The sequence below is a fragment of the Streptococcus castoreus DSM 17536 genome (assembly GCF_000425025.1).
In the GTDB taxonomy this organism is placed as follows: Bacteria; Bacillota; Bacilli; order Lactobacillales; family Streptococcaceae; genus Streptococcus; species Streptococcus castoreus.
On sequence record NZ_AUKZ01000012.1, the window covers coordinates 1 to 19,299 of the forward strand.

Below are 19,299 nucleotides of genomic sequence, written 5' to 3' on the forward strand. Positions count from 1 at the left end.
GTAGACGACTTGTGGTGGTGGCATCGTAGCCTGTTTTTTCATAAGCCAAAAGCAGACCTGCTGTTTCGTCACGAGCCTTCGTTGCGGGTAGACCGTATTGCGGATCTAGCAAAATAGAAGAGGCATAGGGGGTTAATTCCTCTGACACCAAGACTTTGAGGGCTTCCATTTGCGCAACGGTTGGTGGTATCGATTGATGAGCTGCCATCATCCGTTTTAGGGCTCCACGTTGGTCAAATGCTAGAGATGATATAAGCCCTTCCTGGCTGACTTTTTCTAAAAAAACTCTTTTACTTGTTGTTATTGTCATGTTATACCTCTTTTACTTGAATTTGTTGAAATAACTGATCAAACATTGTCATATTCACATGACCTGTCATCGCTTCTTGTGCATTTAACATGCCTAAAACATTAGCTTTTTTTAAGAGCGTTTCATCGTCATCACCTTCTGCTAATGCCCATGCAATTCCTGCAACAGTTGAATCACCCGAACCAACGGGATTGATTACATCAATTTTAGGGATGGTAACTCGGTAATAGACCTCATGATGCTTGGCAAAAACTCCTTGGGCACCCAAGGAAACAATAATCCATTCCACCCCTTCAAACAACGGCTGCTTAAGAAGGTTTTTTAAATACGTCTCATCAAGTTTGATTGTCTGCCCCAATAGACTTTCTAATTCATCAATGTTGGGCTTTATAGCTGTTGGTTTAACATCACCTGCTAAAACTGCTTTTAAGGGAGCACCGGAGCAATCTAGAACCACCTTATTATCACAAGACTTGATCACACTTATCAACTGTTGATAGTAGGTCTCGTCAAGCCCCTTAGGCAAACTGCCTGAAAGGGTCAAGACATCAAACGGTTTAGCAATAATGCTCATGTGGTTTAAGAAGCCTTCGGCCTCGTCCACATCAATATAGGGACCAGCTTCTAAAATTTCCGTCTGCATGCCCTCATGTAATATAGCAATACAATTTCTGGTTTCCCCTTTAATCTTGAAGAATTGGTTAGGAATCCCTTGTTCTTGCAACTGATGACTCACAAAATCACCAAGTTTACCACCGATAAATCCTGTTGCTGCGACCTCTTTTCCGACTTCTGCTAGCACTCTAGTAACATTTAATCCCTTGCCGCCAGCCGTTTTTTGCAGCTGCTCCACACGATTAACCTTATCAAAAGCTAAATGGTCTAAGTGATAGGAAATATCAATGGAAGGATTTAAAGTAACCGTTAAAATCATAAAGCCCCCTAATCATGATAGTCGCCACGATCCCATTTTTCTAAAAATTCTGTAAAAAAATTAGGATCTTCTTGATTGGCATTGTGTGTTTCTAATTGAGCAATTTTCGCAATGAGTTTTTTGTTGTCATCAGTTTCTTTATATTTTGCCTTAATAAAAGCTTCAATAATATCACACATCAAAAGTTCACCAGTGATTTTGCCACCAAAGCCAATCACATTAGCATTTAATTCTTCTTTGGCATAAAGAGCTGTTGACATATCTCTAACAAGAGCTGAGCGAATACCTGGTACCTTATTCACGGCATTATTAATACCAACACCAGTCCCACAAATACAAACTCCTAAATCAGCCTGACCGCTGGCGACCGCCTCACCTACTTTTTTCCCAAAAATAGGGTAATGGGTCCGTGTATGGTCATAAGTTCCATAATCAAGCACTTCATAACCTTTTGATTTCAAAAAATCAGAAACAGCCATTTTTTCATTGGTTACGATATGGTCACATCCGATCGCAATTTTCATCTGTTTCTCCTCCTTTAAGCCATTTTATTGAGCATGTCAACACGAATTTGGTGACGACCGCCATCATATTGACCAGTCACAAAACTTTTAGCAATGTTCTTTGCTAATTCTCTACCTACAATCTCTGCCCCCATGACAATCATACGAGCATTATTGTGACCACGTGTCATATAAGCAGAACGTTCATCTGACACTTCAGCTGCAATCATCCCTTTAATTTTACTAGCAACCATGAATGGTCCTGCCCCATAAGCATCAATCATAATGCCTAAGTTATCATCTGCTTCGTTAACTGTCTTAGCGACAGCCAAAGTGTTATCAATGAAATCACTATTGGTATCTGTCATATCAACAATGTCATAACCTTCCTCTTTAAGAAAGCATTTGACAATATCTTTTAACGCCTTTCCATGTGCATCTGCACCTAAAATAATAGCCATATCTTCTCCCTTTTAAAATCAAAAATATCAATTTTCAAGAAAAGCGCCCGAAGATTCCCACAGAGCGCCTTAGATTCGGAATAAAAACTTTGTGTCGTTATAAAAATAGAAGTTCACCGTGATGGTTTCGTGTCAGTTTCTGGTACACCATTGTTCTTTTCTGTTTTGCCTGATTAGGGGATCATTTATTTCAGTTTTTCAGCGTAACGCGCATTACGTAATTTCATTTCCCTAGCATACCAAGCAAAGAGACCTAGATAAAGTGTGACAAAGATAATAAGGCTAATGAGTGATGCAATTTGACCTGTTGTTGCCTGACCAATCACATAGCCAAAGATTTTTTCCATTGGTCCTTCAAGGGTGGAATGGGTAATCAAAGAACCAGCACTAGCACCAGCCGGAAATGCTCCTACTTTTTTAGCTAATTCTGTCGCAAATGGAGCTATCATGGTTCCTGACAAGAGGAATAATGGCAATAAGAGAGAACCAAAAATAATCATACGAATCAAACGACCACGTGTCACCACTAGAAGAGCTGGGGTCATTCCCATAGCAATAATACCTGCCAATGGTAAAATTCCATTTCCAACCTTTGACAGAAGCACTGCTTCAATAAGCATGATCGGTGCAAGAATATTGGCACAAGCCCAGATTTCAGCACGACCAGCGATGAAAGGCCAGTCAAGACCGATATTGAAACGGCGCCCTTGCATTTTACTATTTGCAAAATTGGTAATCCCTTGTGACAAAGGCTCGACAGCTGCAATAAACCAAGACCCAATCAATGAGAAGAGTTCCAAACAAGCACCTGCTGTAAAACCTAATCCAAACCAATTTTTAATGGATTCAATGCCAACATGAGGATCTCCCATAATACCAATGACAAAGCCTAGCGCCATCCCAATAAAGAATTTAGAACCCCAAAAACCAATTTTTTTGTTAAGCTTAGCAGCATCAAAGTCATATTTATCAAGCCCAGGAAAGACCTTATCAAAAATCTTATCAAGCACCATAATGATAGGATTCATCATGTAGTTCATATGAGTTGAGGTCATTGGGGATTGTGGTCCTGTTCCAAGCAAGTCATCAAAAGTTGGCTTCATCAAATCCGAATTAATAATTTTAAGTACCCCAACAAGCACAACTGCCACAGTTGCAATAATAACCGATAACACCACAGGTAACTGATTGCGAGCCGCATACCACATAATCAATAAGCCAGTAATAGACAGATGCCAAATATCAAAAATATCAACGTCCAAAGTATCCGTTTTTTTCATGACAATCATGACAATGTTAACCACCAGCATAACTAGTAGGAAATAAAGAGTGTACGGCGATCCCCAAGTAATAGTAGCAAGCGGTGCCCAGCCTACATCAATAATATTTAAGCTAATGCCAGTATTTTTAACAAAGGCTTGTAGAGATTCTGAAAAAGCTCCTGTCAAAATCCCAATAATGGCACCAATTCCCGTTAAAGCAATGGCTAATTTAATCCCACCTTCCAGTGCTTTGGTAAACTTGACGCCAAATGCCATGGCCAAAACAGTCATGACAATAAGCATAACTACTCCTGAGCCGAGTTGAATTGGCAGGCCCAAAACCTTGTTAATAACATCTAAAAAAGGTTGCATCATTTATCTCCTTATTAGTTTAATTGATTTTCTTTAATCACATGTTCTAATGCTGTAAAAACAGGCTCACTCATGGTTGGAATACGATAAAGAATCGGTCCTGCTTCTACGACCGGAATTGTGAGATCAAATCCTAAATCCGTCTTAGCAATCGGGGTAAAAATATCGTAACGTGACACCAATTCTTCTGTGATGTCTTTGACCATCACCGCATCACAATGAACATCATAGCCACGTTCACTCATTTGTGTTTCAATAGCCTCTTTAATTTGATGGCTTGAATTAACCCCCGCCCCACAGGCTGCTAGAATTTTAATCATGTTGAAATACTCCTTTTTCTATTAAATAATTTGAAATAGCTTGCTTATCCTCTTTTAGACTCCCTAAGTGAGTAAGGTTCCCTTTCGTGACAAAAAAAGTAATAAGATTGGATAAAATATCTGTCTGACCCTCATTTTTACTATTAATAATAAAGAAAAAATCGGTCACCAAGCAATCTTCCTCGGGATTAATCATGTGCTTGAAAGGGAGCGTTTGACTATTTTTAACGTAGATGATTTGATCTACCAAACAATACTTGGTTTCTGTGTGGGGAATAGCCGCATACAAAATATCTGACCCATCTTTAAGATCCACCTTGAGACCTGTCGGAAAACAATTTTCACGATCAATCAAGTCTTGATAGTATCCCTCAGTCACATAGCCGACTTCTTTCAGATAACTTGCAACCTTATCAAAAAGTTCTTCTTGGGTCCTTGCTTCAGTGAATAGAATATTGTGGAACACTCTATACCGCCTTTCTACTATACCGCTTATGACAAGTTGTTGCCTACTCATTATCAAACTTCCAGCAACCGTTTACACAATCATTATAGTATAATATCAAACATAAATCAACATTATTTTTATTTTTTTATCTATTTATGTTTGTTTTTGTTTTATTTGTTTTATTTTATTGAAAACTCTTATTTTCTATGCTATGATAAATTGAACAAGATACAAATAGAAAGGAGAGCTTTAAATGTTAAAAAGAGAAAGACTTCTGAAAATTATTGAGAAAGTTAATGAGAACGGTATTATCACTGTTAGTGACATCATTGAAAGCTTAAATGTCTCTGATATGACCGTCCGTAGAGATTTGGATGAGCTTGAGAAAGCAGGAAAATTAATTCGCATCCACGGTGGGGCGCAAAGCATTACCATGCCCAATAAAAAAGAACGATCAAACACTGAAAAACAGACCGTTCAAACAAAAGAAAAGCGCGAACTCGCGGCTTATGCCACTCAACTGGTCAACGATGGAGAGACCATTTTCATCGGTCCTGGCACAACCTTGGAATTTTTTGCAGAGCAATTAAAAAATCGTCAGATTCGTATTGTGACCAATAGTCTCCCTGTCTTTACTATCCTTCAAGACAGTGAAACCGTCGATCTCATCCTCATCGGTGGCGAATATCGAAGCATTACGGGTGCTTTTGTCGGATCCCTAGCAAGCCAAAATATCTCTTCTTTAAAATTTGCCAAAGCCTTTATCAGCTGCAACGGCATTTATAAAAATGATATTGCGACCTATAGCGAAACCGAAGGGGAAATTCAAAAACTGGCTTTTAACAATGCCATCGAAAAGTACCTATTGGTTGATAATCAAAAATTTAATGCCTATGACTTTTTTATCTTCTATCACTTGGATAATGTAGATGCTATCATAACAGACTCTAAAGTAACGGACGATATGGTGGAACGATACAGCCAGTTTACTCGACTTTTAGTTGCGGAGAAAAAAATAGATTAAGTTTTTCCCTCTTAGTTTGAAAAAGAGGGAATATTCCTTAAAAGTCAGTTGATACAGGAGCAGGAAAAGGGTTGGTCACCCCGTATGTTACTAATTCAGATCAATAGCATTTCTTCTATACTAAAAAATCATAAAAAACACCTCTGAAAGTCAGTGAAGAGATTTTCAGAGGTGTTTTGACGCATCTAAACTAAAAAGCGACATAGCGCATAACACCAGCATTAACACAAAAACAAGTTCCTCTTATTAGCAGATTGTAAAAAGCAACAATCCACTAACTCTACCAGAGGAGCATCACTCTAGGTTATCTTTAACAATGAGCCGATCCTCGTCTAGTGCGATCTGCTAATTTCAAATTTAGTTCCCCTAAGCGCACGTTTTAGCAAGAAAGTCAAAGGATAGCCCGTCACTTTCACTTCTTCATTTTCTAAGCTTATCTCAATAGATTGAATACCAAGAACTGATTCTAATTTTTCCGTAACGGTTTTTGCACAACCAGCACAGGTCATTCCTTTAATTTTATAAATGGTCTCCATTTTTCATCCTCCTCTAAAAACGTTTTCTTTTTAATCGCAAAGCATTTAAAACAACTGAAACTGAACTAAAACTCATTGCAAAACCAGCTAACATGGGGTTTAAAAGTGGACCTCCAAAAAGATAAAGAGCACCCATAGCAACAGGTATCATTAAAATATTATAGATAAAAGCCCAAAATAAATTTTCTTTAACAATGACAATGGTTGCCTGACTCAGAGTCAAGGCCTTAACCAAATCCATCATCTCCGGCTTCATCAGGATAATATCCGCCGACTCAATAGCAATGTCAGTACCAGAACCCATTGAGATCCCAACATCAGCTAAGGCAAGGGCAGGGGCATCATTAATGCCATCTCCCACCATGGCAACTATCTGCCCTTTGGCTTGCAAGTCTGCAATGATTTGTGCCTTTTGACCTGGCATAACTTGGCTGATAACCTGATCAATCCCTACTTGACGAGCAATGGCTCGAGCCGTTACTTCATTATCACCTGTTAACATAACGGTCTCAATTCCCATTGCTTGCAAGGTATTTATAGTTACATGACTATCTGATTTCAGAGCATCCGCGATTAAAAATAGAGCTGCCAGTTGACCATTTTTAGCATAATAAACAGCTGTTTGTCCTTTGGCAGAGCCTTCTTCAAAAGCCGCTTTTGCCGGTGTTAAGTCAATCTCAAGCTCAGACATCAATGCCGCATTTCCAATAGCAACATTCATTCCCTTAAGATTACCTTTTAGACCAAGACCCGTCATATTTTCAAAATGTTTCACTTCCAAGATGTCATGTTTTTCATTTTCCGCTGCAAGAATAAGGGCTTGTCCTAGAGGGTGTTGTGAGTAGTGTTCCAAAGAAGCAGCTTCTTGCAAAACAGTTCCTTTTTCCTCAGTAAATGCTATTATTTCTTGTAGGCTCGGTTTGCCTTGCGTGATTGTTCCTGTTTTATCAAATATAATCGTTTGCACTTCATGTGCCTTTTCCAGAATATCTCCTCCTTTAAAGAGGATGCCATTTTCTGCTGCACACCCCGAACCAACCATAATGGCTGTCGGAGTTGCTAGCCCCAATGCACAAGGACAAGCAATCACTAAAACAGCAATAGCTGTTGTCAAGCTAAAACTAAGGCTTTCTTGCATGATAAATCCCCAAAAAAGGGCTGTTAATAAGGCTAAAATCAAGACAATAGGAACAAAAATACCTGAAACCTTATCTGCAATAGCCGCAATAGGGGCTTTCTTTTCTTGAGCGTTTTCAACTAATCGAATAATTTGAGCCAAAAGCGTATCATTCCCAAGTTTACTTGGCTTAACCTGCAAAGTTCCCTGACCATTCAAGGTTCCTGCGAACACCTGATCCCCAACTGTTTTTTCAACAGGTAAACTTTCTCCTGTTAACAGTGACTCATCAATGCTGGACTGCCCTTCAGTAACCGAGCCATCTATAGCTACTTTTTCTCCAGGCTGAATTAAAACAAGATCATCATAGGTTACTTCTTCCAAGGGAAGCAACTGAAATTGTTCCTGACGCAAAACTCTAACTTCAGTTGCTTTTAAAGACATGAGTTTTTGAATCGCTTGTGAGGCATGGCTTTTTGAACGAATCTCAAAATAGTTCCCTAAGTTAATCAGGGTTAGAATCACTGCAACGGATTCAAAATAGAGGTTATGAACCAAATAAACCTGACCCAAAATCACTTCAATTACCTCATAAAAGCTATAGGCAAAGGCAAAACAAGTGGCTAAAGCAACTAATGAATCCATATTAGGATGTCCTTTAAATAAAGCCTTGAAACCATTTTGATAATAATGCCTCCCCCAAAAAAGGACGGGTAAGGTCAAGGAAAATTGGGCTAAGCCATAGCGAACCGGATATAATTGAGGGCTTAAGAATTTTGGAAGACTAAGTCCTACCATATGCCCCATAGCTACATACCATAAAGGTAGCGTAAAGAGTGCAGACCAAAGAAATCGATGCCAAATTTTAGTGATCTGGCATTTTTGATGCTCGGCTTGGCTTTGACGTTTACTCGTATCAAATAGTTCCGCACCATAGCCCGCAGCCTCAACTGTATTGATAATTGTATTGGCACTTATTTTATCATCATGATAATCAACCGACAGCTTTTCCGTTGCCAAATTCACAACTGCTCTATCCACATCTGGCAATTGACTCACTGCTTTTTCAATTATTAAAGCACAAGAAGCACAGGACATCCCTTCTAAAATAAATGTTTTTTTAGCCATAAATTCCTCTCTTTTTCTGACAATAACATTGACCTGGCAAACAATGACAAGGAACAACTGCGACAGCTGCTTTCTTTTTGGATTCCAATACCTCTTGAAAAGCAGCAATATCTTCCAAAGTCATCGGCAAATCTTCCAGTCTTTCCAAAAGAAGATGACTATGGTGACGTTGGCAAATGCTTTCTAAGACAACGTTTAAGGCTTCTTTTTGCAAGACTTTCTCTTCAATTAACGCATGATAAATATAAGCTCGTCCTTGTCGGTAAGTTCCTAAAATATTTTTTTCTACTAAGCGACCAAGTAGGGTCTTTACCGTTGAATCAGACCATTGGTATTTGGGACTAAGAATAGCTATAATATCACTACTTTTAATAGCACCACTAGCCCATACCACACGCATCACTTCCCATTCCGCAGTTGATATTTGGCACATTTTCTCACCTTCTGTTCGTCTCAATTTACATGTCATTATATCAGTTTAATCTACATTTGTAAACAAATCTGCTTCTCCTAATTTATTCTTATATTGACAAAATTGTCATTTTTATTATAATAAATAATACTGCACTAAAAATAGTTTTTAAATTAAGGAGATACGACTTGAAGCAAGCTTTTCAACATTTTATTTTCTTACTAGCTCTGACAGTAACCTTATCTTTCCCATCAGCTGTAGAAACTAGTTCTCGTTCTTGGAAAAGTTGGTTTATTGAGCAATATTTCTGGTTAAAGCGTGATAAAAGTTATTATACCAGGCAAGATGATACCAGTTTTCAAAACTATCTAAATGCTTGTCGTGAACAATCTGACAAAGGCTATACCCTTGATTCAAATAAAGTTAATGGCACGCTCGTTCAAGAAAAACTATTTGACATGCAAGTTTATTCTTGGAATGATAATGGGAAATCTGATCAAAAGACTATTTTTTATCTAGCAGGCGGTTCTTACCTTAACAACCCAACCATCTACCATATTGAGATGTTAAAAACATTATCAACAAGCCTAGATGCTAAAATTATTTTACCAATCTATCCCAAAGCTCCTCGTTACAGTTATGATGATGCGATGCCACGATTGGTTAACCTCTATCAGCATTATCATCGAAAAAATGCGAACATCACTTTGATGGGAGATTCTGCCGGTGGAGGATTGGCATTAGGCTTAGCCCATGCTCTAAATCACGAGCCTAAGCAACAGGCTATCACTCAACCCAAAAATATTATCCTCTTGTCACCATGGTTAGATGTGACCATGTCGCATGCTGAAATCCCTAATTATGAAGATGCCGACCCAATCTTATCTGCTTGGGGGCTTGCTCGAGTTGGAGAAATTTGGGCAAAACATCGTGATAACACCAAGCATATCTACGTTAGCCCTAAAAATGGACCAATTACTAACCTAGCACCAATCACTTTATTTACAGGAACTCGTGAGATTTTCTATCCAGACATCCGTGACTACGCTGAAAAGTTGAAAAAAGCTAATCATCCTGTTCGTTATTTCGCACAAGAAGGCATGAACCATGTTTATCCTATCTACCCAATCGAAGAAGCTAAGACGGCCCAGTACCAAATCATTGACATCATCAATCAGACGCCCTAACAGCTAGAGCTAGTCTCTTAAACATTCCCGACCACTGGTTTAAAACTAGTGGTCGATTTCTTTTTCTATCCAAAAACTAACTAGAAAAGAATAGGATAAAAACATGTCTCGGAATCTCTTCTTATTGCAGCAATTCTTCAAGTTCGTTTGCACTTCCCATCAATAAAAAAGACAAAATCCATTTAATTCCAACCTTTTTTACCCGCCAGTGAGAAATGGTGACTTGTACGCCGCCACCTATAAGGCATTGAATGCCAACAGCATCTAACCATGCTAGAAAATCAGATCATCTCTCCTAACTCGTCTCAATATAAATTATAGATAAAATCCGTTTCTACTTGACGATAGACCACAATCACTTTGTAGACGATAAGTGCTGCACCTTTTACACTATCTCAACTAGTTTATTGCCATATTTTGGCAAACATTACCTACTGAACCATTTTTCTCCTCCTTTTGCTTGGTGCCTTTATTGCATTGCGTCTGAAATTTTTTGGTGTAACCTGTACACTCATTTATTATTTTGCAACTCAGGGACTAAAAGTTGTATAACAAAAAGGGTATCCTACCATTTCAGATAAGATACCGCTTCTGAGCTGAATACTAACTCTTCGATTGACTGTCAAGATTTCGTAAAAGTTGGTCAATTTTATTACCATAGGCAATGGAATTATCCTTTTCAAAAACTAAATCTGGAATTTTATACATGGTTAACTGCTTGCCAAGTTCACGTTTGATTGTTCCAGTTGCTTTTTCAAGACCTGTTTGTGCTTTTTGATTGTCGGATGCCAAGTCACTCATAATGGTGTAGTAGACTTTTGCAAGAGACAAATCTCCCTGCATTTGAACTTCAGTGATGGTTACTCCTTGAACACGTGGGTCACGCACTTTTTTCTGGAGAATATCATTTACTTCGCGCTTGATTTCCATGCCAACACGGTCAATACGATGATTTGCCATAAGATTTCCTTTCTTTTAACATTCTTTAGCTGTACTTAGTCAATTTACTCTCAAAGGAGAGTTAGATAAGCAACCCTTCTAAAAAAGATTGAAGGCTTTTGTTCCCTCAACCTCTTTTATTACCGACATTTTATTTTCTAACAATTTCTTCCATAATGTAAGCTTCGATCGTATCATCAGCTTTAAGATCATTAAAGTTTTCAATCATTAAACCACCTTCTTGAGCATTTCCAACTTCCTTAACATCATCTTTGTAATGTTTAAGGCTAGCTAGTTTACCGTCAAAGATAACAACGCTATCACGAATGACACGAACGTTTGAATCACGAGTCACCTTACCATTGATAACCATAAAGCCACCGATAGTACCCACTTTAGAAACTTTAAAGGTTTCACGAACAATCGCTTCACCAAGAATTTTCTCTTGATACTCAGGGTCAAGTTTACCTTTCATAGCTTCTTCAACTTCTTCGATAACCTTATAGATAATACTATGAAGGCGAATTTCAACATCATCTGCATCTGCTTGCTGACGCGCCTGTGGTGTTGGACGGACATTGAAACCGATGATAACAGCATTTGAAGCCTCTGCAAGGGTCACATCAGATTCATTAATAGCACCAACTGCCGAATGGACAACGTTAACACGAACCCCTTCAACATCAATTTTGAGAAGTGATGCCGCAAGAGCTTCTACAGAACCCTGAACATCGGCTTTGATGATAACATTAACGGTTTTAATTTCACCTGCTTTAAGAGTATCAAACAAGTTATCCAAACTAACACGTTGGGTGTTTTGACGTTGTTTTAAAAGAGCACGTTTTGAACGCTCTTCACCTGCTGCACGCGCAGCTTTTTCATCTGCATAAACAGCAAAATGATCACCAGCCATTGGTGTTTCATTTAAACCAGTGATTGAAACAGGGGTTGATGGCTCTGCAGATTTAACACGGCGTCCTAAGTCATTGACCATAGCACGCACACGACCAAAAGTATTCCCAACGACAATCGGGTCTTGGATATGAAGGGTTCCTTGCTGAACAAGAAGGGTCGCTATAGCCCCTTTTCCTTTATCGAGACGGGCTTCGATAACCGTACCAATCGCACGAACTGTTGGATCAGCTTTAAGCTCTTCCACTTCTGCAACTAAAAGAACCGTTTCTAACAATTCATCAATATTTTTGTTGAATTTAGCAGAAATTTCAACGAACTCACTGTCTCCACCCCAGGCTGTTGAGATAATCCCATGCTCTGCCAATTCTGCAATAACACGTTCTGGATTAGCCCCTGGTTTATCAATCTTATTGATTGCAACAATAATCGGAACTCCGGCAGCTTTTGAGTGATTGATGGCTTCAATGGTTTGTGGCATAACACCATCGTCAGCAGCAACAATCAAAATCGTAATATCCGTCACAGAAGCACCGCGTGCACGCATACTTGTAAACGCCGCATGTCCTGGTGTATCCAAGAAAGTAATTTTCTTGCCAGCTTCTTCAATTTGATAGGCACCAATATGTTGAGTGATTCCTCCTGCTTCTCCTGTAGCAATACGAGAATTACGCAAAGTATCAAGCAAAGTTGTCTTACCATGGTCAACGTGTCCCATAATGGTCACAACAGGTGCACGTTCGACAATATTTTCTGGGTTAAGGTAGCTGTCATCTTCAAAAAAGCGTTCAATGTCTGCATCATCAACTTCAACCTTCGCTTTTGCTTCGATACCATAGTCAACCATCAATAGTTCAATGGTATCCCCATCCAAGGATTGGTTTTGAGTTGCCATTACACCCATCATAAAAAGTTTTTTAACAATTTCAGCTGGTTCACGTTTGATACGTTTTGCAATTTCGGCAACAGTCATACCTTCTGTGTATTCAAATTCCTTTGGCAATTCATGGAATTTACGCTCGGTTACTGGCTTTGGAGCGGTATGAGTATTCTTTGTGTTTTTGCCTTTTTTGATTTTCTTATTTTTATTCCAGTTACTATTTTTTTGATTTCTCACTTGGTTTTGATTATTCCAACTCTTTTTATTTTTGTTTTGTCCATCTTCTGAACTATGATCCAGATCGCGCCCCTTTTCAGGACGGGCTTGTTTCTTACGACGGTTCGCAACAGGTTTTGCAGCGACTGCTGTTGAGATAGGGGCTACAACAGCTGGTTCAACAGACTTACTTGCCGCTTCACGATGTGCTGTTTCTTCAATCTGTGCTTGTAGTGCTGCTTCTTTTGCTTCTTGCCTAGCTTGCTGCGCTAAACGTTTAGCTTCTTCTTGCTCACGAAAACGTGATTCACTTTGGCGTGAGTATTCAGCATTTTGCTCAGCTTTCAAAGCAGCCGCACGTGCTTTGAAGTCAATTCTAGGACCGACTGATTGCCCTTGTCCTTGACGATTATCCGTAAAGCGTTCATTTTGACGATTATTGTTAAAAGAACGACTATGATCACGATTACCAGTCTGCTGACGATTGCCGTTGCGATTATTGCTATTTGATGGTCTTTGATCAAATCGTCTGTCTTTTTGCTGTCCTTGAGAACGGTTACCATTTCCAGCTTTCTGGTGTGCATTTGCACGACCATTTTGACCATGTTCTGCTCTAGAATCAGCAGAACGATTTTGATTAGACTGTCTACGAGCAGCCTGCTCTTTAGCCCGAGCCTCACGTTCAGCTTTAAAATTACGACTTTTTGGCTTAGTGACAGCAGATTTCCCTACTTCTACAGTCGAACTATTTTTTTCTTCTGCTACCGATGTTTTTGCTATTTTTTTTGATTCAACCACTTGAGTAGTTTCTGCTTGCTTCACCGCTGCTGGTTCTCGTTTTTTGTCGGTGGTTACTGATTTTATCTCTTCCGTTTTAAAACCTGTTGAAAAACTTGACACAATCTTTTTAGCATCCGCTTCTTCGACACTTGAGGCATGGCTTTTCACATCTAATCCCAGAGATTTAGCATGTTCGACCACTTCTTTACTACTTTTACCAATTTCTTTGGCAATTTCATGTAATCTTTTCTTTGACAATTTGTGTCCTCCTATTCGTCTATTCCATAAGAGTCCTCATTTTCTTTGAAAATCCAGTATCTGCAATGGCAACAACCTTCCTTGGCTTACCCAATGCAGTACTTAATTCCAGTGCATTAAACACTGTGGAGACTTCTACATTATAATAATTACTTTTATCTGTTACTTTTTTAGTCACATTAGGACCAGCATCATTGGCTAAAAAAACTAGTGCTACTTGCTGATTTTGAATGGCTTTCACTGCCAACTCTTCACCAGAAATAACTTTTCCAGCACGTTGAGCTAGACCAAGCAGATTGGATAATCTTTGTAAATTATTCAAGACCTAACTCTCTTCTTTTAACCTTGTGATCAACATAAGCAATCACATCATCGTAAAAACTCTCGGGCACTTCCATTGAGAAACTACGATTAAAAACTTGATTTTTCTTTGCCATCAAGGCTTCTTGATTGTCTAATTTAATATAGGCACCACGTCCATTTTGTTTGCCAGTTGGATCTATAAAAACTTGCCCTTCTTTCGTTTTAACAATACGAAGCAAGTCACGTTTATCAATGATTTCCCCAGAAACAAGTGATTTACGCAAAGGTATTTTTTTAATTTTAGACATCAAACACCTCTTTTCTTATTCTTCCTCATTAGCGACAAATTCCTCAGAAACAATCTCTTCAACACCCATTGCCGCTTCTTTTTCAGCTTCAAGACGATCATACTCGCTGGCAGATTTAATATCAATACGATAACCCGTCAAATGCGCTGCCAAACGGACATTTTGACCACGACGCCCAATCGCCAACGATAATTTACTATCTGGCACCACAACCGTTGCACGTTTAAGATCTTCATCGTCAAAGAGAACCATATCAACTTCAGCCGGTGCAATCGCATTGTAGATAAATTCTGCTGGATCATCTACCCATTGAATCACATCAATGTTTTCTTCGACTGGAATCTCAAGACCTGTTTTAGGATCAAGACGTTTGGGATGAAATTTACTAATGACTTTCTTGATATTACTTCCACCACGTCCAACAATTGTACCAATCGCATCAACATTTGGATTGTGGCTACGAACAGCAACTTTCGTACGATCACCAGCTTCACGAGATACACTCATGATTTCCACAGTCCCATCAAACACTTCAGGGATTTCTTGCTCCATAACTCGTTTGATAAATTCTGGATGACTGCGACTAACAAAAACATTAACCCCCTTAGGGTTGTTCTCCACTTTATACACATAAACTTCAATGCGATCATGCGATTTAAAAGTTTCACCTGGAATTTGGTCTTGGTGTGACAACTGTGCCTCAAGAGAGCCAAGATTCACATAAATGAACCGCTGGTCAAAACGCTCAACAGTTCCTGTCATGATTTCGCCTTCATGTTGTTTGTACTCATTAAAAGTCACTTCACGCATCTGACGACGCATTTTTTCCATAATAGTTTGCTTTGCAGATTGCGCAGCAACACGACCAAATTCACTAACAGACTCTTCAAAACGGATCTTATCGCCTAATTCATAGGCAGAACTAATGGCAAGAGCATCTTTCAAACTAATTTCAAGGCGGCTATCAAATACTTCCTCAACAACCTCACGAACCGTGAATACTTGGAAATCAGCTGTTTTTTCATTAAAATCAATAACACATGATTCTGCTTGACCGTAGCGACGTTTGTAAGCAGATTTTAATGACTCGGTTACTGCATCAATAATATCTGCCTTATCAATGTGTTTTTCTTCTTCCAAAATACGGAAGGCTTCTAGCATTTCTTTGCTCATAATGTTATCTACCTTGCTGGTAAAGCTTGGTAAAAATCCTTTCTTAAATTAATACAACTAGGAGTCTGAAAGCAACAACAGACTCGGTTCGTTTGGTTCCGTCTTACCCCTATAACCAACACTCCTCACACTTCCTTAGTTCTGATTTAAAGGGAAATCTTATCACTCTATTTCATTTTCCCTTTGAACCACTGTTTAGAGTTTTACAGCTAATCGAGCCTTAGCAACCATTTGGTAAGGAATTTCCACTGTCTTATGACGGGTCTTATCAAGATAATCAATAATCAAAGTCTTACCATCAAAAGCAAGAAGATCTCCTTGGAAGACTTTTACTTTATCAATAGCCTTGTACAAACTTACGTTGATGTAAGAACCAACTGCAGCTTTCAAGCTATCGGCTGTTTTTAATGGACGTTCCAATCCGGGACTAGATACCTCTAACAGGTATTGGTCTGGAAAAGGATCCGGACTAATAGCATCCAGTAAAGGACTGATAATATCTGTTAAATCAGCGGTATCCTCAACTGTGATACCTCCTTCTTTATCAACTAAGATGCTAAGAACATAGTCGTTCCCCATTTTCCCATACTCAACGTCCACCAATTCATAAGGTGGCTTAATCTCAGGTGCTACCGTCATGCTTACAATATCAATAATAGATGTGCTTGTTATTTTGATAACCTCCTCTACTTTTTATTATCACTAAGGCTTCTCACCTTTTAGAATCCATTCAATACAAAAGTGGCGAGACACTTCTCACCACCTTTCTGTATTATTTAGAACTATTATACCACAATAACAAGAGAATGCAAAGAACTTTATTTTCTTTTCCATCAAATAAGGAGAGGAGGGGATTCGAACCCCCGAGCCCCGTTAAGGACTACACGCTTTCCAAGCGTGCGCACTCGACCACTATGCGACCTCTCCATAAATCCAGAAGTTAACATTGTCAACTCCTTTAGTTTATCATGTTTTTTATAAAAAGACGACTAAAATTTTGCTTCAACCCGATAAATCACTTGACCTTTACTTGAAAACTTAGCTTCATACTCCGTCATAACATTGCCTTCAAAATCACTTGCATGCAAATCTAGCCAAACCTGCTTTAAAGTCATTCCATTTTGTGAGAAACTAGCCAAACTATATTCAAATAAACCACGATTATCTGTTTTAAAATGAATCTCGCCATGCGCCGGTAAAATACGCTTATAATTCTCCAAGAATTCCTTATACGTCAAGCGGCGCTTCTCATGCTTGGTTTTTGGCCATGGATCTGAAAAATTCAGATACAGCATAGCAACTTCACCATCTTCAAAGTAATTCGTCAAACTAGAGCCATCAACACGCAATAACTTAACATTGGGCGCTTGTGCATCTAAAACCTTATCCAAAGCATAACTCAAAACGGATAACTGGATATCAATACCAATATAATTAATTTGGGGATTTTTCAAGGCCATTCCTGTAATGAAACCACCTTTTCCTGAACCAACTTCGATGTGGATAGGATGATCATTACCAAAAATCTCATGCCAGTGCCCCTTAGCTTCTTCAGGATTTAAAATCACATAGTCGGGGTTGTTTGCTAAATGCTCTTCTGCACCTTTTCGTTTTCTAACTCGCATTATTTCTTTCTAAACATCTCTCTAAATTTTCGAAGGGCATAAATTTCTTGATTTACATGCTCCATGTCACGCTTGTCAAAACATTTGAGGATTTGTGTCAAGTAAGAAAACTGCCCATACCAAATGATTTTTTGCATGACCTTATCATTATTTTTGTAACCATAATAAGATAGCCACTCTGCCCATCGTGTTTTTGGAATATAGTGACTCAACAAATAGGCGACATCATACATACGATCTGTCAAACGGACAGAATCCCAATCCACCAAAAAAATCATGCCACTGGTGGTAATCACCCAGTTGCTATGCTTGATATCTCCATGAACAATAGTGGCTACTTCTGAACGAAATTCTGGTAAACTGCGTTTCAGTTCTTTCACGATAGCCTGTAAATAAGAGTTTTGTTGAATTTGTAAGGGGGCATTCTGCTCAAAATCAACCAGCAAATCATAAGGATTTTCAATCTTATAATTGAGTTGAAGTAATTGATTGACCAACTTTTTAGATTTGTGTAAGCGCAGTAAAATATGAACAATCTGCTTACTGTTCATATCCTCTTTGGTCAAGGTACGACCGTCCAACCATTCTTGAGCACTCATCATATCACCATTGCCCATACGTTTTGCCCAAAGTAATTGTGGTGCAATTTGTTCTTTTGCTAAGGCAGGTAAGATAGGTGTTGTGTTTAATTTGATAAACACACGTTCTCCATTCGGATAGGTGCCTTTATAAGCTTTGCCACTTTTCCCACGTAAGGGAGTTAATGCAAGATCTTGTTCAGTCGTTGTCACCTTATCACCCTCCTTTTCTCTCTTTTCTAATCATTTATCCCTATTTTACTTGTTTTAAACCACTTAGTCAATTATCTTCTTCAACTTGTATGGAAGGTAGAAAAGATTGATTATCCCCATAACAACGATTAACAGCAAAGCGTTCTTCCAAGAATGACAGAGTGACAGATTAATCAACAGGATCAGAAAGCTTAACGTTCTCAAAAAAGTTAATAAATTAACCTTCTTCCTTTCTCTATTTTCAGGGTAAAGACTAGCCATGTAATGGTAGTCATAATGATGATAGAGAGAAAGTAGTTGAAAAAGGATAAGATAGTTAAATACTAAAGCTAAAGTCACAGCTAGATAAGCATTAGCAATAAAAACCAAGGATAGAGAACTTAATAACAAAAGGCGTAAAAACAAACCTAAGTAATCAGAACTACGTAAAAACGCTCTAATATAGAGAGTAGTCCAAAGATTTTCCGGATTTTCCTTGACTAATTTTAGGATGGAATTCAAATAGGTTCTTTTCTTAACTTTTGTCGAGATCCCTTTAACTGTCGTAAAAAGTGAATAAAACTTCAATATTGTCTGCTTTCGATTATTTTCAAAAGCAATCGCTTTTTCCCAATCTAAACCAGTCGCTTTTAAAAATTGTCCCACTTTGTATCTTAAAAGCACCTTTCGAATTCCTACCAAACCAACTAATAAAAGGATAAAAAAAACGACTGAAAAACCTAAGCGATCAAAAATCGGATACAAAAAGAGTAGGACAAAACTTTGCAGAGTTGACCACAAGAAAAAAGAAAAGCGTTCGGCTTGTTTAATATGAACAACCACTTCCTCTTCCTTAGGCAACAGAAAATGCTGATCTGCCTCTTCCAAGTAAGTTGCCACCGACCCCATGGTCAGCAATAAAAGAATCAACACCACTAAGCCTAATTGAATCGGCAAGTGATTGCTTGGAAACTGTTTCAATAGCTGACTGTATTGCACCAAGGCAAAGCCTAGCAGAAACATTAAGACCAAGACAAAATGATCATTAAAAACATAGCGAAGATAGCTGCTTTGTTGCTTTTGGAATTCCTGACGACGTTTAAGAAATAGTGCTTTCATTT

Annotated in this window: 19 protein-coding genes, 1 tRNA gene and 3 pseudogenes; 2 read left to right on the forward strand and 21 right to left on the reverse strand. The window is 38.6% G+C overall.

The annotated features are described in order from the left end of the window. From H346_RS09745 to H346_RS0104905, 7 genes and pseudogenes are all read right to left on the reverse strand, one after another. A pseudogene (locus H346_RS09745) lies at window positions 1-310 on the reverse strand (tagatose-bisphosphate aldolase); the annotation flags it as partial. 1 nt (window position 311) lies between these two features. Then, the gene (locus H346_RS0104880; protein ID WP_027970096.1) at window positions 312-1,244 is read right to left on the reverse strand and encodes a tagatose-6-phosphate kinase; all 933 of its coding nucleotides are present in this window, start codon (window positions 1,242-1,244) and stop codon (window positions 312-314) included. A gap of 8 nt (window positions 1,245-1,252) precedes the next feature. Beyond that, window positions 1,253-1,768 (reverse strand): galactose-6-phosphate isomerase subunit LacB, encoded by a 516-nt coding sequence (gene lacB, locus H346_RS0104885; protein ID WP_027970097.1) that lies wholly within the window; start codon window positions 1,766-1,768, stop codon window positions 1,253-1,255. 14 nt (window positions 1,769-1,782) lie between these two features. After that, window positions 1,783-2,208: a galactose-6-phosphate isomerase subunit LacA gene (lacA, locus tag H346_RS0104890; protein ID WP_027970098.1), complete on the reverse strand. Its 426-nt coding sequence runs from the start codon at window positions 2,206-2,208 to the stop codon at window positions 1,783-1,785. A 185-nt stretch (window positions 2,209-2,393) separates the two neighbouring features. Beyond that, window positions 2,394-3,845 carry a PTS galactitol transporter subunit IIC gene (locus H346_RS0104895; RefSeq protein WP_027970099.1) on the reverse strand — a complete coding sequence of 484 codons (1,452 nt, stop codon included), beginning with the start codon at window positions 3,843-3,845 and terminating at the stop codon, window positions 2,394-2,396. A gap of 11 nt (window positions 3,846-3,856) precedes the next feature. After that, on the reverse strand, window positions 3,857-4,162 hold the full coding sequence (locus H346_RS0104900) for a PTS sugar transporter subunit IIB (RefSeq protein ID WP_027970100.1): 306 nt from the start codon (window positions 4,160-4,162) through the stop codon (window positions 3,857-3,859). Next, window positions 4,155-4,628, reverse strand: coding sequence for a PTS sugar transporter subunit IIA (locus H346_RS0104905; protein ID WP_027970101.1), 474 nt, complete (start codon window positions 4,626-4,628; stop codon window positions 4,155-4,157). The genes H346_RS0104900 and H346_RS0104905 overlap by 8 nt, the downstream gene beginning before the upstream one ends. Window positions 4,629-4,863: 235 nt before the next feature. Between H346_RS0104905 and H346_RS0104910 the strand changes: the two genes are divergently transcribed. Next, window positions 4,864-5,634: a DeoR/GlpR family DNA-binding transcription regulator gene (locus tag H346_RS0104910; protein ID WP_027970102.1), complete on the forward strand. Its 771-nt coding sequence runs from the start codon at window positions 4,864-4,866 to the stop codon at window positions 5,632-5,634. 332 nt (window positions 5,635-5,966) lie between these two features. On the opposite strand, the gene H346_RS0104915 is transcribed toward H346_RS0104910, so the two are convergent. From H346_RS0104915 to H346_RS0104925, 3 genes are read right to left on the reverse strand one after another with little or no spacing between them, the layout of a single operon-like run. Next, a complete protein-coding gene (locus tag H346_RS0104915) occupies window positions 5,967-6,170 on the reverse strand; it encodes a heavy-metal-associated domain-containing protein (protein ID WP_027970103.1) in 204 nt (67 codons plus the stop codon). A gap of 13 nt (window positions 6,171-6,183) precedes the next feature. Next, window positions 6,184-8,415 carry a heavy metal translocating P-type ATPase gene (locus H346_RS0104920; RefSeq protein ID WP_027970104.1) on the reverse strand — a complete coding sequence of 744 codons (2,232 nt, stop codon included), beginning with the start codon at window positions 8,413-8,415 and terminating at the stop codon, window positions 6,184-6,186. Next, the gene (locus H346_RS0104925; protein WP_027970105.1) at window positions 8,408-8,848 is read right to left on the reverse strand and encodes a CopY/TcrY family copper transport repressor; all 441 of its coding nucleotides are present in this window, start codon (window positions 8,846-8,848) and stop codon (window positions 8,408-8,410) included. Before H346_RS0104925 ends, H346_RS0104920 begins: the two co-directional genes overlap by 8 nt. A gap of 191 nt (window positions 8,849-9,039) precedes the next feature. Here H346_RS0104925 and H346_RS0104930 point away from each other — a divergent pair, with 191 nt between their 5' ends. Further along, on the forward strand, window positions 9,040-10,014 hold the full coding sequence (locus tag H346_RS0104930; RefSeq protein WP_244147252.1) for an alpha/beta hydrolase: 975 nt from the start codon (window positions 9,040-9,042) through the stop codon (window positions 10,012-10,014). A gap of 603 nt (window positions 10,015-10,617) precedes the next feature. Here H346_RS0104930 and rbfA read toward each other — a convergent pair. The 11 genes and pseudogenes from rbfA to H346_RS0104980 all read right to left on the reverse strand — a co-directional run bounded on the left by rbfA (window position 10,618) and on the right by H346_RS0104980 (window position 19,297). After that, the gene (rbfA, locus tag H346_RS0104935) at window positions 10,618-10,974 is read right to left on the reverse strand and encodes a 30S ribosome-binding factor RbfA (protein ID WP_027970107.1); all 357 of its coding nucleotides are present in this window, start codon (window positions 10,972-10,974) and stop codon (window positions 10,618-10,620) included. Window positions 10,975-11,104: 130 nt separating this feature from the next. Continuing rightward, a pseudogene (gene infB / locus H346_RS0104940) lies at window positions 11,105-13,687 on the reverse strand (translation initiation factor IF-2); the annotation flags it as partial. 152 nt (window positions 13,688-13,839) lie between these two features. Next, a pseudogene (locus H346_RS11040) lies at window positions 13,840-13,999 on the reverse strand (translation initiation factor IF-2 N-terminal domain-containing protein); the annotation flags it as partial. 19 nt (window positions 14,000-14,018) lie between these two features. After that, window positions 14,019-14,321, reverse strand: coding sequence for a YlxQ-related RNA-binding protein (locus tag H346_RS0104945; protein ID WP_027970109.1), 303 nt, complete (start codon window positions 14,319-14,321; stop codon window positions 14,019-14,021). Continuing rightward, on the reverse strand, window positions 14,314-14,610 hold the full coding sequence (rnpM, locus tag H346_RS0104950; protein WP_027970110.1) for an RNase P modulator RnpM: 297 nt from the start codon (window positions 14,608-14,610) through the stop codon (window positions 14,314-14,316). The genes H346_RS0104945 and rnpM overlap by 8 nt, the downstream gene beginning before the upstream one ends. A gap of 15 nt (window positions 14,611-14,625) precedes the next feature. Continuing rightward, window positions 14,626-15,783, reverse strand: coding sequence for a transcription termination factor NusA (nusA, locus tag H346_RS0104955; RefSeq protein ID WP_027970111.1), 1,158 nt, complete (start codon window positions 15,781-15,783; stop codon window positions 14,626-14,628). A 195-nt stretch (window positions 15,784-15,978) separates the two neighbouring features. Then, complete coding sequence (gene rimP / locus H346_RS0104960) at window positions 15,979-16,461, reverse strand: ribosome maturation factor RimP (protein ID WP_083940734.1); 483 nt, start codon at window positions 16,459-16,461, stop codon at window positions 15,979-15,981. Window positions 16,462-16,623: 162 nt separating this feature from the next. Further along, window positions 16,624-16,710 (reverse strand) — tRNA-Ser (locus H346_RS0104965). 62 nt (window positions 16,711-16,772) lie between these two features. Beyond that, window positions 16,773-17,408 (reverse strand): tRNA (guanosine(46)-N7)-methyltransferase TrmB, encoded by a 636-nt coding sequence (trmB, locus tag H346_RS0104970; RefSeq protein WP_027970113.1) that lies wholly within the window; start codon window positions 17,406-17,408, stop codon window positions 16,773-16,775. Beyond that, window positions 17,408-18,199 carry a cell cycle regulator CcrZ gene (gene ccrZ, locus H346_RS0104975; RefSeq protein ID WP_027970114.1) on the reverse strand — a complete coding sequence of 264 codons (792 nt, stop codon included), beginning with the start codon at window positions 18,197-18,199 and terminating at the stop codon, window positions 17,408-17,410. Before ccrZ ends, trmB begins: the two co-directional genes overlap by 1 nt. Before the next feature lie 63 nt (window positions 18,200-18,262). Further along, the gene (locus H346_RS0104980; protein WP_027970115.1) at window positions 18,263-19,297 is read right to left on the reverse strand and encodes an ABC transporter permease; all 1,035 of its coding nucleotides are present in this window, start codon (window positions 19,295-19,297) and stop codon (window positions 18,263-18,265) included. Window positions 19,298-19,299 lie beyond the last annotated feature (2 nt).

Excerpts from the sequence above, each read along its gene's own strand:
- H346_RS0104910 (WP_027970102.1), top strand. The coding sequence starts at position 4,864 with ATGTTAAAAAGAGAAAGACTTCTGAAAATTATTGAGAAAGTTAATGAG.
- H346_RS0104980 (WP_027970115.1), bottom strand. The coding sequence starts at position 19,297 with ATGAAAGCACTATTTCTTAAACGTCGTCAGGAATTCCAAAAGCAACAA.
- nusA (WP_027970111.1), bottom strand. The coding sequence starts at position 15,783 with ATGAGCAAAGAAATGCTAGAAGCCTTCCGTATTTTGGAAGAAGAAAAA.
- H346_RS0104880 (WP_027970096.1), bottom strand. The coding sequence starts at position 1,244 with ATGATTTTAACGGTTACTTTAAATCCTTCCATTGATATTTCCTATCAC.
- H346_RS0104920 (WP_027970104.1), bottom strand. The coding sequence starts at position 8,415 with ATGGCTAAAAAAACATTTATTTTAGAAGGGATGTCCTGTGCTTCTTGT.
- H346_RS0104895 (WP_027970099.1), bottom strand. The coding sequence starts at position 3,845 with ATGATGCAACCTTTTTTAGATGTTATTAACAAGGTTTTGGGCCTGCCA.
- rnpM (WP_027970110.1), bottom strand. The coding sequence starts at position 14,610 with ATGTCTAAAATTAAAAAAATACCTTTGCGTAAATCACTTGTTTCTGGG.
- rbfA (WP_027970107.1), bottom strand. The coding sequence starts at position 10,974 with ATGGCAAATCATCGTATTGACCGTGTTGGCATGGAAATCAAGCGCGAA.
- H346_RS0104925 (WP_027970105.1), bottom strand. The coding sequence starts at position 8,848 with ATGTGCCAAATATCAACTGCGGAATGGGAAGTGATGCGTGTGGTATGG.
- trmB (WP_027970113.1), bottom strand. The coding sequence starts at position 17,408 with ATGCGAGTTAGAAAACGAAAAGGTGCAGAAGAGCATTTAGCAAACAAC.
- H346_RS0104915 (WP_027970103.1), bottom strand. The coding sequence starts at position 6,170 with ATGGAGACCATTTATAAAATTAAAGGAATGACCTGTGCTGGTTGTGCA.
- lacB (WP_027970097.1), bottom strand. The coding sequence starts at position 1,768 with ATGAAAATTGCGATCGGATGTGACCATATCGTAACCAATGAAAAAATG.
- H346_RS0104900 (WP_027970100.1), bottom strand. The coding sequence starts at position 4,162 with ATGATTAAAATTCTAGCAGCCTGTGGGGCGGGGGTTAATTCAAGCCAT.
- lacA (WP_027970098.1), bottom strand. The coding sequence starts at position 2,208 with ATGGCTATTATTTTAGGTGCAGATGCACATGGAAAGGCGTTAAAAGAT.